Raw genomic sequence first — 14,102 nt, 5'->3', positions numbered from 1 at the left:
CTGCAGGCGGTATTGGAATTCTCATTTTTTGCAAGTACGTTATCCACGATGAGCGAGCAAGCCGGCCCCCGGATAGAAACGCCGTCGGGCATCCCGCTGGAGGCGGTGTACGGTCCGGCCGACGTGGCGTCCGAGCCACCCCCGCCCGGCCAGTTCCCCTTCACCCGGGGCAACTTCGCGTCCGGCTACCGGGGGAAGACCTGGACCTTCCGTCAGTATTCGGGATTCGGTACGGCCGAAGAGTCGAACGAGCGGTATCGATACCTGCTCGGTCAGGGCGGCACCGGTCTGTCGGTCGCGCTCGATCTGCCGACCCAGTGTGGATACGACTCCGACGACGCCGAGTACGGCGAGGAGGTCGGCCGCGTCGGCGTCGCCGTGGACACCCTCGCCGATGCGGAGATCTTGTTCGACGGGATACCGCTGGACCAGATCAGCACCAGTTTCACGATCAACGGCACCGCCGCAATTCTGTTGGCACTGTATGTCGCGGCCGCTGAGAAGAAGGGCGTGCCCCGAGAGAAGCTCACCGGCACCATCCAGAACGACATCCTCAAGGAGTACGCGTCACGGGGTACCTGGATTTGGCCACCGGAGCCGTCGCTGCGATTGATTGCCGACACCATCGAATTCTGTGCAGCGGAGGTGCCGCGGTTCAACGCGATCTCGGTGGCCGGCGCGCACTTTCGGGATGCGGGCGCCAACGCGGTGCAGGAGATGGCGTTCACGTTGGCCGACGGCGTGACCTACTGCGACACAGTGGTCGAACGCGGCCGGATGACCGTCGACGAGTTCGCCCCCCAGATCTCGTTCTTCTTCTACACCCACGGTGATTTCTTCGAGGAGATTGCCAAGTATCGAGCGGGACGGCGCCGGTGGGCCACCATCGTGCGCGAGCGTTACGGCGCGAAGACCGACAAGGCGTCTATGTTCCGCTTCGGGTGCGTAGCGGGCGGGGTGTCGCTCTACGCGCCGCAGGCGCAGAACAACCTCGTGCGCGTGGCGTACGAATCGATGGCCGCCGTCCTCGGTGGCGTCCAGTCGATGTTCACCGCGGCGTGGGACGAGCCGTTCGCGCTGCCGAGTGAGGAGTCGGCGACTCTGGCACTGCGCACCCAGCAGATCCTCGCCTACGAAACCGGCGTGACGAAGGTGGTGGATCCGCTGGGCGGCTCCTACTTCGTCGAGGCGCTGACCGACGCAACCGAGGCCAAGATCGTCGAGATCATGGACGACCTCGAACAGCACGGTGGAATGGTGCGTTCCATTGAAGACGGCTACTTGCAGGGGCTCATCGCCGACGAGGCGTTCAAGATTCACCACGAGGTGGAATCGGGGGACCGGCCCGTGGTGGGGGTGAACAAGTTCGTCACCGACGAGGCCGCTCCCGACATCGACACCTACGAGCTCAACGCCGAGGGCCGCGATCTGCAGTTGAAGCGGCTGGCGAAGGTGAAGGCCGAACGCGACGGCGTCGCAGTGCGGGACACGCTCGCGGCGTTGTCCCGCGCAGCGGGTGGCAGCGAGGACAACCTGATGCACCGGCTCGTCGACTGCGCCAACGCCTACTGCACCGTCGGTGAGATGGTGGCCGCGCTGAAGGCAGTGTGGGGCGAGTTCCAGCAACCGGTGGTGTTCTGATGAGCGCGAAGAGGAGACACGCCTGATGGGTACCCGTGTGCTGGTGGCGAAGCCGGGCTTGGACGGTCACGACCGGGGCGCGAAGATCGTCGCGCGCACACTGCGCGACGCGGGATTCGAGGTGATCTACACCGGTATCCGCCAGCGCATCGAAGACATCGTCTCCATCGCGCTGCAGGAAGACGTCAAGCTCGTCGGGCTGTCGATCCTCTCGGGAGCCCATGTCGGTCTGACCACCCGGGTGGTCGACGCTCTGCGTGCCGCCGACGCGGGAGAGATTGCCGTCGTGGTGGGGGGCACCATTCCACAGACCGACGTGCAGAAGTTGCTGGACGTCGGCGCGGCGGCGGTGTTTCCGACCGGCACCTCACTCGACACGCTCGTCCGAGACGTACGTGCGCTGACCAAGAACGAGGACGACCTCTGATGCGCCTTGGCGTGATGATCGGCGCGGAGCGCGGAGACTCGGCCCGCAAGGTGCACAAGCTCGTCTCCGACATCGAGTGGGCCGAAGCCGCCGGGCTGGACACGGCGTGGATGCCGCAGGTGCCCAATGACTTCGACGCGCTGACGATGGTGGCGCTGATGGCAGGACGCACCACCAGGATCGAGCTGGGCACGGCCGTCGTGCCGCTGCAAGCGCAACATCCGATCGCGCTGGCACGGCAGGCGTTGTCGGTACAGGCACTGGCTGGCGGACGCCTCGCGCTGGGTGTTGGCCCGTCACACCACTGGATCGTCCGCGACATGCTGGGCCTGCCCTACGAGAAGCCCGCCGCCTACACCCGCGACTATCTCGAGGTGCTGCGCGCGGCATTCGACAATCCGGGGCCGGTCGACGTCGAGAACGACACGTTCACCGTGCACAATCCGCTGGATCTGCAACCCGTTTCGTCAATGCCGGTGCTGGTGGCGGCCCTCGGTCCGGTGATGCTGCGCATCGCGGGCGAGCACGCCGACGGCACGGTGCTGTGGATGGCCGACGAACGTGCCATCGGCGATCACATCGCGCCGCGGATCAACGAGGCCGCGGCGGCAGCGGGTAAACCCCCGCCTCGGATCGTCGCAGGCATTCCCGTGTGCCTGTGCGCCACCTCCGAGATCGACGCGGCGAAGGAGCGGGCGAACCGCATCCTGGCCGAGGCCGAGACGTCGCCCAACTACCAGAAGCTGCTCGACCGGGGCGACGCTCGCAACGTGGGCGACTTGTGTGCAGCCGGTGACATGGAGGACATCCTGCATCGATTCCGGTCGTTCGCCGACGCGGGTGTGACCGATCTATCGGTGCGCTTGCTGCCAATCGGTGACACTCGTGACGAGCTGATCGCGTCGAAGTATCGGACCAGGGAGATGATCGGCGAGCTCGCCAAGGCCGTGCAGTGAGTTCGAAGACCGGTCCGCTGGCGGGCATCCGCATCCTGGAGGTCGGCCACATGCTGGCCGGTCCGTATGCCACCATGATGCTTGCCGATCTCGGCGCCGAGGTCACCAAGATAGAACCGCCCGGCGGCGACATCTCGCGGCAGGTCGGAGACAGCTATTTCGCCAGCCTCAACCGGGGCAAGCGCAGCGTGTGCCTCGAGCTGGGGACCGATGCCGGACAGCGGCGGCTCGGTGAGTTGGTAGCGGAATCGCATGCGCTGCTGGTTAATCTGAAGCCGTCGGGGATCCGCAAGCTCGGGCTCACCTACGACGCGCTGCGGCGACACAACGAGAAGATCGTCTGTGTGGCGTTGACCGGCTATGGTCTCGACGCGGCCGATGATCCCGCGTTCGACTACGTGATCCAGGCCGCGACCGGGATCGCCGCGCTGACCGGAGAACCCGACGGACCACCGACGCTGCCCGGTTATTCGTCGGCCGACAACTCCACCGGCCTCACGGCGGCAATAGGTCTGCTCGCGCAGATCGTGTCGGGACGCGGCGGCCAGGTCGACGTGTCGCTGCGCGACGTGATGCTCTCGCAGTTGAACTACCGCGCGTCGGCCTACCTCAACGACGGCGTCGAACCGCGCCGTCATCCACACGGCGCACATTCGTATTACGTTCCGGCGCAACTTTTCGGCACCGCGAATGGCTATCTGGCGCTGTTCGTCACGCACGACGCATTCTGGCGCTCGTTCTGCGCGGAGGCGGGCATCGCGGGATTCCCGACGATGGCCGAGCGGGCGGCTCACCGAGAGGAAGTCCTCGCGGCGGTCTCCGCCGTCCTGGCGACGGATTCGGCCGTCGGTTGGGAGGCGCGGCTGCGGCCGCTCGGCATCCCGGCGGCCGCAGTGCGCACGCTGCCCGAAGCGCTGCGGGACACGCCCGAAGTCGTCATCCGCGCAGGCGAATTCGACCTCGTACGCAGTTCCATTCGCGTCGTCGGCTATGAGCCGGAGTATGGACCACCGCCGACGCTGGGTGAGCACTCCGCTGCAGAGGTTCAGTCCTCGTAGTCGACGGTGACGTGGCCGTCGTCGGGTACGGCTTGGCAGGTCAGTACGTAGCCGTCGGCGACCTCGTCGTCCATCAGTGCGTCGTTCACGCGCATCGTGGCGGTGCCCACGGTCAGTCGTGCCATGCACGTGCCGCAGTTGCCTGCCTCGCAGGAGAACGGTGGAGTCAGGCCACCCCGGCGAGCGCTCTCCAGGAGTGTCTCGCCGGGCCGCCTCGACACCGTCGTCGCCTTGCGGTCGAACAGAATCGTCACGTCCCCGGTGAGCAGTGGCTGCCCTGCGCTGCCGGACTGCGGGGTGGGTGCGGGGTCTGCGGTCATCGAGGCACTCCTGGCGTGGTCATTCTGTCCGTATGAGAATACTATTCTCATTTAAGAATAGGCTATTCTCGAACCGAGGCGGAGGCGGGAGGTCGGGCTGAGGTGGTCGAAGCGTCGCATGCCGTCGAGGCAGCCGTACTCGCTTTCGGCGATCGCCGGTATACCCGCGCCGAAGTCGACGCCTCGGTCAGCGGGATGGCCACGACGCTGGACCATCGAGGAGTGCGGGCGGGGGACCGCGTCGCACTCATGTCGTCCAACCGACCGGAGTTCGTCGTCGCGGCCCGCGCCATCTGGGCGCTCGGCGCGGCTGTGGTGCTGATCAGCACATCGTGGAAGAAAGCCGAGGTGGCACAGGCGCTGTCGCTCACCGGACCCTCACATGCCGTCGGCGACCATCCTCTGCTGTCCGAGCTAATGCCGATGCTGCACCTCGACGAACCCGTGACCCCCGGGTGCCGAAGATTCGACGCCGTCGACCCCGCGTCGGACGCCCTCTTCGTCTTCAGTTCTGGAACCACGGGCATGCCCAAAGCGGTCCGGCACACCCATGGCGCGTTCTCGACGGCAGTGCGACATTGGCGAGCGGCCCTTGCGCTGTCATCGACGGACCGCATTCAGATCATGACTCCGCCTTCGCACATCCTCGGCCTGCTCAACATCGCCACGGCGCTCGACGCCGGCGCATGGATCCGGCTTCATTCGCGGTTCGACGTGGACGTGATGCTCCGACACATCGAGTCCGATCGCATCACCGTCGAGATGGCCGTCGCTCCAATTGCATTGGCACTTGCCGCCCATCCGGAGCTCGAAAGCTTCGACCTGTCGTCGCTGCGCTACGTGATGTGGTGCGCGACGCCCGTGGCACGCAGTGTCGCCGACGAGGTGACCCGGCGTGCCGGGGTGCGCTGGGTGACGGCCTACGGCGCCAGCGAGCTCCCCGTGATCACGTGCAACGCACTCGACGGTGGACATCTGGACACCGTCGGTCGAGCCGTCCCTGGCGTCGAGATACGAGTGGCCTCGCTGCACACGGGCGACGAGGTGTTCTACGGCGAGGTCGGCGAGATTCAGGTCCGGTCGGCATCGGTGATGAGCGGCTACCTGCCCGACGAGGCGACGGCCGACGCCTTCATCGACGGGTGGTACCGCACCGGCGACGTGGGCTACCTCGACACCGAGGGTTGGCTGCGCATCACCGACCGCGCGAAGGAGATGATCAAGGTCCGCGGCTTCCAGGTGGCGCCCGCCGAGATCGAAGCCGTGCTGCACGAGCATCCCTCCGTCGGTGACTGCGCCGTGTTCGGCGTGCCGGACGAGGCGCACGGAGAGACGGTCGTCGCAGCGGTGTCGCGATGCGCCCCGGTGGACGCCGACGAGTTGATCCGGCTGGTCGGTGATCGGCTGGCGTCCTACAAGCGGCCGAGCCAGGTGCTCTTCGTGTCCGAGATTCCCCGCCTCCCGTCCGGAAAGGTGTTGCGCCGAATGCTCAAGGAGCGACTGTGGACGTCCGACTGACTTCCGAACAACGACAACTGCGCGAGGCGGCGGCCAAACTGGCCGACGACCTCGGGCCGGGGTCGGTCGCCGATCTCGACGACGACGGCCGCATCGCACGGCTCGAGAAGACCGTGCACTCGACCGGGTGGCGATCGCTGCGTTCCGACGAGGCGACCGGCGTCGAGGTCGCCCTCGTCGTGGAGGAATTCGCCAGGGGCCTCGTCGACGTGCCCTTCCTGTGGCCGGTCCTCGAGGACGACCTGTGCCACCGACTCGGTCGCGACGTCGCCGGCCCAGCCAGCCACGTCGACGCCGTCGACCTGACCAACGGTTTCGCCGGAATCGTCGAGTCGCCCAAGGAGCTCGAAGAATTGGGGGCCGAGAACGCGGCTCGCTGGCACGCGCTCGCACTGACGGCGACGACCGCAGATCTGGTCGGCGCCGCCCGCGGCGCACTCGCCCTGGCGGTCGACTACGCCAAGGTGCGCGAGCAGTATGGGTCGACGATCGGTTCCTACCAAGCGGTTCGGCATCTGTTGGCGGAGAGCCTCGCGTTGATCGAGGGATGTGTCAGCGTGCTGCGTCACGCGGCGTGGGCGGTCGACGAGCTCCCGGCGGAGGAGGCCGTCGAGGCGTCGAAGGTCGCCAAGCTCTACTGCGCGCGCTCGGCGCTGAACGTCTGTGAGACGTCGATCCAGGTTCACGGCGGGATCGGCAACACCTGGGAATGCCTGGCGCACGTATATCTGCGTCGGGTGCTGGTCGCGACGGAGTCGTGGCCGGTGAGACTGGAGGAGTTGACCATTGGACTTTCGTGACTCACCATCCGAAGCTGCGTTCCGAGAGCGGTTGCGCAGCTGGCTGATCGAGCAGAAGGGCAAGTTCCCCACCTCGGGTGACGAGTACTGGGCCAGGGCAGGAGAGTGGCATCAGGCGCTCTACGCGGCGGGGTTCTTCGGCACGACGTGGCCCAAGGAATATGGCGGGCAGGATCTTCCCGCCGTGTACGACGTCATCGTCGACGAGGAGATCGCCAAGGCCGGTGCGCCCGCGCGGCCGAGCCTCGGATACCTCGTCGTCGGGCTGAGTCATCATGGCGACGAGTCGCTTGCCAAGCGATTCCTTCCCGGCATGATCGACGGCACCGAACGGTGGTGCCAGGGCTTCAGCGAGCCGGGTGCAGGTTCGGACCTCGCGTCCCTGACCACCACCGCGGTCAAGGACGGCAACGAGTACGTCGTCGACGGTCACAAGATCTGGACCAGCTACTCCGACGTCGCGGATTGGTGCCTTCTGCTCGCCCGCACCGACAAGGACGTTCCCAAGCACCGGGGCCTCACGGCCTTCATCGTGCCGATGCACCAGGCCGGCGTCATGCAGCGCCCGTTGAAGATGATCAGCGGCGTGACGAAGGAGTTCGGACAGGTCGAGTTCGACGGGGCCAGGGTGTCGGCCGACAACATGGTCGGTGCACCGGGCGACGGGTGGAAGCTCGCGATGACCGTGGTCAGCCACGAGCGCGAACCGTCGACGCTGGGATTCTCGGCGCGATACGGAAAACTGGTGCGGCAGTTGGCGAAGCAATCGGACGGTGCCGCGTCCGATGAGCTGTCGTGGGCATGGGTTCAAACCGAGATGCTGAGGCTGCACGTACGGCGCCGATTGTCCGAGCAGATGGACGGCATCGCCCACGGACCCCAGGGGTCGCTCGACAAGCTCTTGATGACGTGGGTCGAACAGTCCGTGGGGCACGCCGCGCTGGCCACAGTTGGCACGGGTGACGAGGAGATGTTCGGGGCCTACATGTACAGCCGGGCCCAGAGTGTCATGGGCGGAACGTCGCAGATTCAGAAGAACATCATTGCTCAGCGCATTCTCGGATTGGGAGCCTAGGACGACAATGTACGACCTGCCAGCAGAACTCGACGTCACCGCCGACGGCGGACTTCGCATCATCACGCTGAACCGGCCCGCCGAACTCAACGCCGTCAACGACGATCTTCACGTCGGATTGGCGAAGGTTTGGGCGGCCCTCGACGAGGACGCCGATGCGCGGGCGGCGGTGATCACCGGCGCGGGCCGCGCGTTCTCCGCCGGTGGTGACTTCCACTACCTCGACGAGTTGCGCAGCAACGAAGTGTTGCGCCAGAAGACGATCAAGCACGGTCGTGAGTTGGTCATCGGCATGGTGCGGTGCCGCATCCCGGTGATCGCGGCGGTCAACGGACCCGCAGTGGGGTTGGGTTGCAGCCTGGCGGCTCTGTCGGACGTGGTCTACATCGCCGAGACGGCGTTCTTCGCGGACCCCCACGTGCAGATCGGGCTGGTCGCCGCAGACGGGGGACCGCTGGTGTGGCCGTCGCAGATCAGCCTGCTGCAGGCCAAGGAGTTCGCCCTCACCGGTGTGCGGATCAAGGCGCAGCGGGCCGTGGAACTCGGCCTGGCCAACCATGTCGCCGCCGACCCGCTGACCGAGGCTATCGCGTGCGCGAAGAAGATCATGGGCTTGCCGCAGCAGGCGGTGGAAGCCACCAAGAGGTTGATGAACATCCAACTCGAGAAGTCGGTCATGGCATCGCTGGACTACGCGAACCTCGCGGAGTACGTGTCGTTCGGGACCGCTGACTTCAACGACATCGTGGACGGGCTGATCGCGAAGGGATGACCCCCCGGCTCATCTCGGGGGGAAGCGCAGTGCCCCGTCGAGCCGGATGATCTCCCCGTTGAGATAGTCGTTCTCGACGATGCTTTGGGCGAGCTGGGCGTATTCGGTGGACCGGCCCATGCGCTTGGGGAAGGGCACCTGCGGACCCCAGTACTTCTCCAGTTGCTCGCCGGCCTGGCCGTACGCGGGGGTGTTGATCGTGCCTGGGGCGATGGTGACGACACGGATGCCCAGCGGTGACAGGTCGCGTGCCGCCACCAGGGTCATGCCAAGGACGCCACCCTTCGCCGCGGCATACGGCAGCTGGCCGACTTGGCCCTCGTAGCCGGCGATCGAGGCGGTGTTGACGATGACGCCTCGGCCGCCTTCCTCGAGCGGTTCGGTCTTGGCGATGGCGGCGGCTGACAGGCGCATCACGTTGAACACGGCCGTCAGGTAGAACTCGACGGTCTTCTTGAACCCGTCCAGGTCGAGCGCGGAGCCGTCCTTGCCGACCAGGCGACCACCACTGGCCGGGCCACCGTGGGTGTCCACCGAAATCCGCAGTGGCCCCAGGGATTCGGCTTCGGCGATGGCTGCCAGCACGGACTCCTCGGAAGTGGCGTCGGTCTTGACATAGCGAACGCCGAGTTCGCCCTCAAGCGCCGTGCCCTTGTCGTCGGCCATGTCGGCGACGACGACCTTCGCGCCGGCCGCGTGCAAACGCCGGACCGTCGCCTCGCCCAGTCCGCCGGCGCCGCCGACGACCAGCGCGGAGTTCCCTTCGATGTGCATGTGCCACCCTTCGTGCAATTATGACTCTCGAGCTATGAGAATATCATTCTCAAACGCGTCCGAAAGGGGACTGACCATGCCCGAAGCCGTGATCGTCTCGGCCCTACGCACGCCCATCGGAACCGCACTGCGAGGCACCCTGCGGGACACCGACGCCTACGTGCTCGCCGATCACGTCGTCGGCCACGCCGTCGCCGACCTCGATCCGGCCCAGTTCGACGACGTCATCCTGGGGGAGGGGCTCTACGGCGGCGGCGTCGTCGCGCGACACGCCGCCATCACCGCGGGGCTGCAGGGGGTTCCTGGACTGGCCGTCAACCGACACTGCGCAGCGGGCCAGGCGGCCGTCCAGACTGCGGCTGCGAGCATTCGCGCCGGCATGGACCAGCTCATCGTCGCCGGTGGAGTGAACTCGGCCTCCACGTCACCGCGGTTCACCCGACGGGTGAGCAGCGCAAAGGACGCCGAAAGCGTGGGGTGGTTTCCGCCGACGCATCCCGACAGCCCGGAAGCGCCGAACATGGACATGTCGATCACGGTGGGGTGGAATTCGGCGGTCCGGGCCGGGGTGACGCGCGAGGAAATGGACGAATGGGCGTTTCATTCCCACCGCAAGGCGATAGAGGCGATCGACGAAGGCCGGTTCAAGGCCGAGATCGTCGGCATCGACACGCCGCACGGGCATTTCGACACCGACGAACATCCGCGCCGTGACACCAGCCTCGAGAAGTTGGCGTCGCTCAAGGTCTTGCACCCGGAGATCGACGGCTTCTCCATCACCGCGGGCAACGCCAGTGGGGCCAACGACGCGGCCGCCGCGCTCGTCGTCGCCAGTGACCGGCTAGGCCTGCCCGCCCTGGCTACGGTCAGGGCATGGGCCTCGGTGGGCGTCGACCCCGCCTTCACCGGCCTCGCACCGGTCGAGGCAATTCCCAAGGCACTCAAGCGCGCCGGGCTGTCGGTCTCCGACGTCGACCTGTTCGAGATCAACGAGGCGTTCGCCGCGATGACGGTGGCGACGGTCAAGATGCTCGACATCGATACCGCCATCGTCAACGTCAGCGGCAGCGGTTGCTCGCTGGGGCATCCCGTCGCCGCCAGCGGCGCGCGCATGATCGTGTCGCTGGTCCACGAACTGGGTCGCCGCGGTGGCGGTATCGGCGTCGCCGCGATGTGCGCCGGGGGCGGGATCGGATCGGCGACGGTCATCGAGGTCGCGGCCCCGTAGGCTCGTGTCGATGACGATCGACGAGCTCGTCGCAGCGGCACGGGGCGGTTCGATTCGGGCGGCCGGCCGGCTGTTGAGCATGGTCGAAAGCAGCAGGCGCGACGAGCTTCTCGACACACTCGACGGCGTCGCCGTCCGAGCCGTCCAGGTCATCGGCGTCACCGGGCCGCCCGGCGCCGGCAAGTCGACGACCATCGCCGTGCTGGTCTCGGCGTACCGCGGACGGGGAAAGCGGGTTGCCGTGCTGGCCGTGGACCCGTCGTCGCCGTACAGCGGTGGTGCACTGCTGGGGGACCGCATTCGCATGGCAGCGCACGTCGACGACCCCGACGTCCTCATTCGCTCGGTCGCCACCCGCGGTCACCTCGGAGGACTCGCCGAGGGCGTGCCCGCCGCCGTCACCGTGCTTGCCGCACTGTCCTACGACGTCGTGCTCATCGAGACTGTCGGAGTCGGCCAGTCCGAGATCGAGGTCGCGGCGATCGCGGACCCCGCCGTCGTCGTGCTCAATCCTGGTGCCGGGGACGCCATCCAGGCCGCCAAGGCCGGCCTGCTCGAGGTGGCGGACATCGTCGTGGTCAACAAGGCCGACCGGGAGGGCGCGGACCAGACCGTCCGCGACCTGCGCGCCGAGACCGGCGTGCCAATCCTCAAGATCGTGGCCGCGAAGAACGAGGGCATCGCCGAGCTCGTGGAGGCCGTCGACGCCCACCTGCGCGCCGACGATCCCGCCCGCCGTGCCGCACGCGCGAGAGCCCAGGTGCTCTCCCTGGCGCAAAGCGTCCTGCGTTCCCACCCCGACCTCGACCACCTCGCGGCGGAGGTTGCGAGGGGTCGGCTCGACGTGTACTTCGCCACGAAGTCGCTTCTGCGCCTTGCCGATCCGGCCGACAATCCGTGATGAGAATGGCATTTCCGATTTAGGAAAGTCATGTTGTACGATTTCGTCAACACTTCACGCTTCGAGGAGGCCATCGTGCAGAAGGCAATGGATCCTGCGATCTCCACCTGGCCGGACGACGACCCGCAACTCATCGGCAGCCAGTGTGGGGCATGCGGGGCCACGGTGTTTCCCCGCCAGAGTCACTGCCCGAGATGCAGTCGGGCCGATACGACCGACGTCCTGCTGCCCCGACGGGGCACCGTCGTCGCATGGACGACTCAGGGCTTCCCGCCCGGCGCCCCCTACATCGGCCCCACGGGCAAGGACTTCGTTCCCTTTGGCGTCGGTCTCGTCGAACTGGGTGACGTCGTGCGCGTGGAAGGGCGCCTCACCGAAAACGACACGGCGAAGCTGACGTTCGGCATGGAAGTCGAGCTGACGATGATTCCGTTCGCGACGGACCCCGACGGCAACGAGATCGTCACGTTCGCATTCCGACCTGTTGAGGAGAAGTCACATGACGAATGACGTCGCCATCATCGGTGTGGGCATCCACCCGTTTGGCCGGTTCGACAAGTCCGCCGTCGAGATGGGGGCCGAGGCGATCCGGTCGGCGCTCGTCGACGCCGGCATTGCCTGGGAAGACGTGCAATTCGGCTTTGGCGGCAGCTACGAGGTGTCGAACCCCGACTCCGTCACCCGGCTCGTCGGACTGACCGGCATCACGTTCACCAACGTGTTCAACGCCTGTGCCACCTCGGCCAGCGCCATCCAGCAGACCGCCGACACCATCCGGCTCGGCAAGTACGACATCGGCATTGCGGTCGGATTGGACAAGCACCCCCGGGGGGCGTTCACCGACGATCCCGCCAAACTCGCGCTGCCGCAGTGGTACGCCGAGAACGGCCAGTTCGTCACCACCAAGTTCTTCGGGATGAAGGCCAACCACTACCTCCATCGGCACGGCATCTCCGAGGAGACGCTGGCAAAGGTGGCGGCCAAGAACTTCCGCAATGGTGCGCTCAACCCCAATGCGTTCCGTCGCAAGCCCATCTCCGAGGAGGACATCATGGCCTCACCGGTACTCAACTATCCGTTGCGGCAATTCATGTTCTGCGCCCCCGACGAAGGCGCCGCCGCCGTCGTCATGTGCCGCGGCGACATCGCCCACCGCTACACCGACAAGCCGGTCTACGTGCGTGCCAGCGAGATCCGCACGCGACGCTTCGGTGCCTACGAGGTCCATGCGACGTCCTCGCCGCTCGACGAGGACGCATCCCCGACGGTGTACGCGGCGCGCGCTGCGTATGAGGCCGCCGGGATCGGACCGGAGGACGTCGACGTCGCCCAACTTCAAGACACCGACGCTGGTGCCGAGGTCATCCACATGGCGGAGACCGGGCTGTGCGCCGACGGCGATCAGGAGAAGCTCCTCGCCGACGGCGAGACCGAGATCGGCGGCTCGCTACCGGTGAACACCGACGGTGGCCTCATCGCCAACGGTGAACCGATCGGCGCGTCGGGTCTGCGGCAGATGCACGAACTGGTGCGACAGCTGCGCGGCGAGGCAGGTGAACGCCAGGTGCCAGGTGACCCCCGGGTGGGGCTGGCACAGGTCTACGGTGCACCCGGTACCGCGTCGGCCACCATCCTCTCCTTGTGATCCGACAGTGAACCCCGTGGGGCACGGCGTCCGTGGAACCTGAAAGGCATGTGGCCCATGGCTGAGTACCGTTTCATCACCTACGAAACGTTGGACGAGGGCACCATCGCCCGCATCATGCTCAACCGACCAGAGCAGCGCAACGCACAGCAGCGCGGTCTGCTGGTCGAGTTGACCGAGGCATTCTTGGCAGCCGAGGCCGACGACGCGGTGCGGGTGGTGATCCTGGGTGGAAACGGCCCGATGTTCTCCTCCGGTCACGACCTGGGTTCGAAGGTGATGATGCGGGAGTATCAGCCCGGCCCGGACCAACATCCGAGCTTCGGCGAGAACGGCGCCACCCGGGAGGGCGCCGAGAAGTTGATGCTGCAGGAATGGCACCACTTCTTCGAGAACACGCGCCGGTGGCGCAATGTTCGCAAGATCACGGTCGCCCAGGTGCACGGGGAGGTCTACGCCGCGGCTCTGATGCTCATGTGGGCTTGTGACCTCATCGTGGCGGCGGAAGACACGACCTTCGCCGACGTGGTCGGCACCCGGCTCGGCATGTGCGGGGTCGAGTACTTTGCGCACCCCTGGGAGTTCGGTGCCCGAAAGACCAAGGAGCTCATGCTCACCGGCGATTCGCTCTCGGTGGACGAGGCTCATGCACTTGGCATGGTCTCCAAGGTGTTTCCCCTCGAGCACCTGGCCGACCGCACGCTGGAATTCGCTCGACGGATAGCGAAGGTCCCGACGATGGCTGCCCTGCTCATCAAGGAATCGGTCAACCAGACTCAGGACAATCAGGGATTCCACAACGCGCTGAACGCGTGCTTTACGCTGCACCAGCTCAATCACAGCCATTGGTCTCAGGTGCACGGCGGCGGGTTCCCGGTGGCCAACGAGGCCGATGGCCTGCCGAATTGGCGCGAGGCGCCGCCGATCGTGGCCGCCGCGAAGGGCAGGGTCAGAGACTAGGACGCTGGCGGCGGGTCACCATGCGCG

General features: G+C 66.6%; 15 protein-coding genes. 13 read left to right on the top strand and 2 right to left on the bottom strand.

The features are described 5' to 3' along the window. Positions 1-48: 48 nt before the first annotated feature. Genes H7K45_RS21940 through H7K45_RS21925 form a run of 4 tightly spaced genes read left to right on the top strand, consistent with a single transcriptional unit; the run spans position 49 to position 4,082 of the window. Positions 49-1,641 (top strand): methylmalonyl-CoA mutase family protein, encoded by a 1,593-nt coding sequence (locus tag H7K45_RS21940; RefSeq protein WP_263998073.1) that lies wholly within the window; start codon positions 49-51, stop codon positions 1,639-1,641. A gap of 25 nt (positions 1,642-1,666) precedes the next feature. Continuing rightward, positions 1,667-2,068, top strand: coding sequence for a cobalamin B12-binding domain-containing protein (locus H7K45_RS21935; RefSeq protein WP_263998072.1), 402 nt, complete (start codon positions 1,667-1,669; stop codon positions 2,066-2,068). Further along, a complete protein-coding gene (locus H7K45_RS21930; RefSeq protein WP_263998070.1) occupies positions 2,068-3,024 on the top strand; it encodes an LLM class F420-dependent oxidoreductase in 957 nt (318 codons plus the stop codon). Before H7K45_RS21935 ends, H7K45_RS21930 begins: the two co-directional genes overlap by 1 nt. Then, positions 3,021-4,082, top strand: coding sequence for a CaiB/BaiF CoA transferase family protein (locus H7K45_RS21925; RefSeq protein WP_263998069.1), 1,062 nt, complete (start codon positions 3,021-3,023; stop codon positions 4,080-4,082). Before H7K45_RS21930 ends, H7K45_RS21925 begins: the two co-directional genes overlap by 4 nt. Here the strand turns inward: H7K45_RS21925 and H7K45_RS21920 are convergent. Further along, positions 4,070-4,402 (bottom strand): 2Fe-2S iron-sulfur cluster-binding protein, encoded by a 333-nt coding sequence (locus H7K45_RS21920; protein WP_263998068.1) that lies wholly within the window; start codon positions 4,400-4,402, stop codon positions 4,070-4,072. The two genes, H7K45_RS21925 and H7K45_RS21920, sit on opposite strands and share 13 nt — an antisense overlap. A gap of 102 nt (positions 4,403-4,504) precedes the next feature. Here H7K45_RS21920 and H7K45_RS21915 point away from each other — a divergent pair, with 102 nt between their 5' ends. From H7K45_RS21915 to H7K45_RS21900, 4 genes are read left to right on the top strand one after another with little or no spacing between them, the layout of a single operon-like run. Beyond that, a complete protein-coding gene (locus tag H7K45_RS21915; protein ID WP_263998066.1) occupies positions 4,505-5,920 on the top strand; it encodes a class I adenylate-forming enzyme family protein in 1,416 nt (471 codons plus the stop codon). Further along, complete coding sequence (locus H7K45_RS21910; RefSeq protein WP_263998065.1) at positions 5,905-6,720, top strand: acyl-CoA dehydrogenase family protein; 816 nt, start codon at positions 5,905-5,907, stop codon at positions 6,718-6,720. The genes H7K45_RS21915 and H7K45_RS21910 overlap by 16 nt, the downstream gene beginning before the upstream one ends. Then, the gene (locus H7K45_RS21905; RefSeq protein WP_263998064.1) at positions 6,707-7,795 is read left to right on the top strand and encodes an acyl-CoA dehydrogenase family protein; all 1,089 of its coding nucleotides are present in this window, start codon (positions 6,707-6,709) and stop codon (positions 7,793-7,795) included. Before H7K45_RS21910 ends, H7K45_RS21905 begins: the two co-directional genes overlap by 14 nt. Positions 7,796-7,802: 7 nt before the next feature. Next, complete coding sequence (locus H7K45_RS21900; protein ID WP_263998063.1) at positions 7,803-8,567, top strand: enoyl-CoA hydratase/isomerase family protein; 765 nt, start codon at positions 7,803-7,805, stop codon at positions 8,565-8,567. Between the two features lie 9 nt (positions 8,568-8,576). Here H7K45_RS21900 and H7K45_RS21895 read toward each other — a convergent pair whose 3' ends face one another. Beyond that, complete coding sequence (locus tag H7K45_RS21895) at positions 8,577-9,341, bottom strand: SDR family NAD(P)-dependent oxidoreductase (RefSeq protein WP_263998062.1); 765 nt, start codon at positions 9,339-9,341, stop codon at positions 8,577-8,579. Between the two features lie 76 nt (positions 9,342-9,417). Between H7K45_RS21895 and H7K45_RS21890 the strand changes: the two genes are divergently transcribed. The 5 genes from H7K45_RS21890 (at position 9,418) to H7K45_RS21870 (ending at position 14,075) form a co-directional block, all read left to right on the top strand. Beyond that, positions 9,418-10,569: a thiolase family protein gene (locus H7K45_RS21890; protein ID WP_263998061.1), complete on the top strand. Its 1,152-nt coding sequence runs from the start codon at positions 9,418-9,420 to the stop codon at positions 10,567-10,569. Between the two features lie 10 nt (positions 10,570-10,579). Next, positions 10,580-11,470, top strand: coding sequence for an ArgK/MeaB family GTPase (locus tag H7K45_RS21885; RefSeq protein WP_263998060.1), 891 nt, complete (start codon positions 10,580-10,582; stop codon positions 11,468-11,470). 75 nt (positions 11,471-11,545) lie between these two features. After that, positions 11,546-11,980 carry a Zn-ribbon domain-containing OB-fold protein gene (locus H7K45_RS21880; protein ID WP_263998404.1) on the top strand — a complete coding sequence of 145 codons (435 nt, stop codon included), beginning with the start codon at positions 11,546-11,548 and terminating at the stop codon, positions 11,978-11,980. Then, positions 11,970-13,115: a thiolase family protein gene (locus H7K45_RS21875; protein ID WP_263998059.1), complete on the top strand. Its 1,146-nt coding sequence runs from the start codon at positions 11,970-11,972 to the stop codon at positions 13,113-13,115. Before H7K45_RS21880 ends, H7K45_RS21875 begins: the two co-directional genes overlap by 11 nt. Positions 13,116-13,172: 57 nt before the next feature. Then, positions 13,173-14,075, top strand: coding sequence for an enoyl-CoA hydratase (locus H7K45_RS21870; protein ID WP_263998058.1), 903 nt, complete (start codon positions 13,173-13,175; stop codon positions 14,073-14,075). Positions 14,076-14,102: the final 27 nt, after the last annotated feature.

Source organism: Mycobacterium yunnanensis (genome assembly GCF_025823185.1).
Classification (GTDB): Bacteria; Actinomycetota; Actinomycetes; order Mycobacteriales; family Mycobacteriaceae; genus Mycobacterium; species Mycobacterium yunnanensis.
This window is presented reverse-complemented; position numbering and strand designations above follow the sequence as displayed.

Bases quoted from the DNA above. Each gene is read 5' to 3' on its own strand.
- H7K45_RS21940 (WP_263998073.1), top strand. From the start codon at position 49: ATGAGCGAGCAAGCCGGCCCCCGGATAGAAACGCCGTCGGGCATCCCG.
- H7K45_RS21935 (WP_263998072.1), top strand. From the start codon at position 1,667: ATGGGTACCCGTGTGCTGGTGGCGAAGCCGGGCTTGGACGGTCACGAC.
- H7K45_RS21930 (WP_263998070.1), top strand. From the start codon at position 2,068: ATGCGCCTTGGCGTGATGATCGGCGCGGAGCGCGGAGACTCGGCCCGC.
- H7K45_RS21920 (WP_263998068.1), bottom strand. From the start codon at position 4,402: ATGACCGCAGACCCCGCACCCACCCCGCAGTCCGGCAGCGCAGGGCAG.
- H7K45_RS21900 (WP_263998063.1), top strand. From the start codon at position 7,803: ATGTACGACCTGCCAGCAGAACTCGACGTCACCGCCGACGGCGGACTT.
- H7K45_RS21895 (WP_263998062.1), bottom strand. From the start codon at position 9,341: ATGCACATCGAAGGGAACTCCGCGCTGGTCGTCGGCGGCGCCGGCGGA.
- H7K45_RS21890 (WP_263998061.1), top strand. From the start codon at position 9,418: ATGCCCGAAGCCGTGATCGTCTCGGCCCTACGCACGCCCATCGGAACC.
- H7K45_RS21885 (WP_263998060.1), top strand. From the start codon at position 10,580: ATGACGATCGACGAGCTCGTCGCAGCGGCACGGGGCGGTTCGATTCGG.
- H7K45_RS21875 (WP_263998059.1), top strand. From the start codon at position 11,970: ATGACGAATGACGTCGCCATCATCGGTGTGGGCATCCACCCGTTTGGC.
- H7K45_RS21870 (WP_263998058.1), top strand. From the start codon at position 13,173: ATGGCTGAGTACCGTTTCATCACCTACGAAACGTTGGACGAGGGCACC.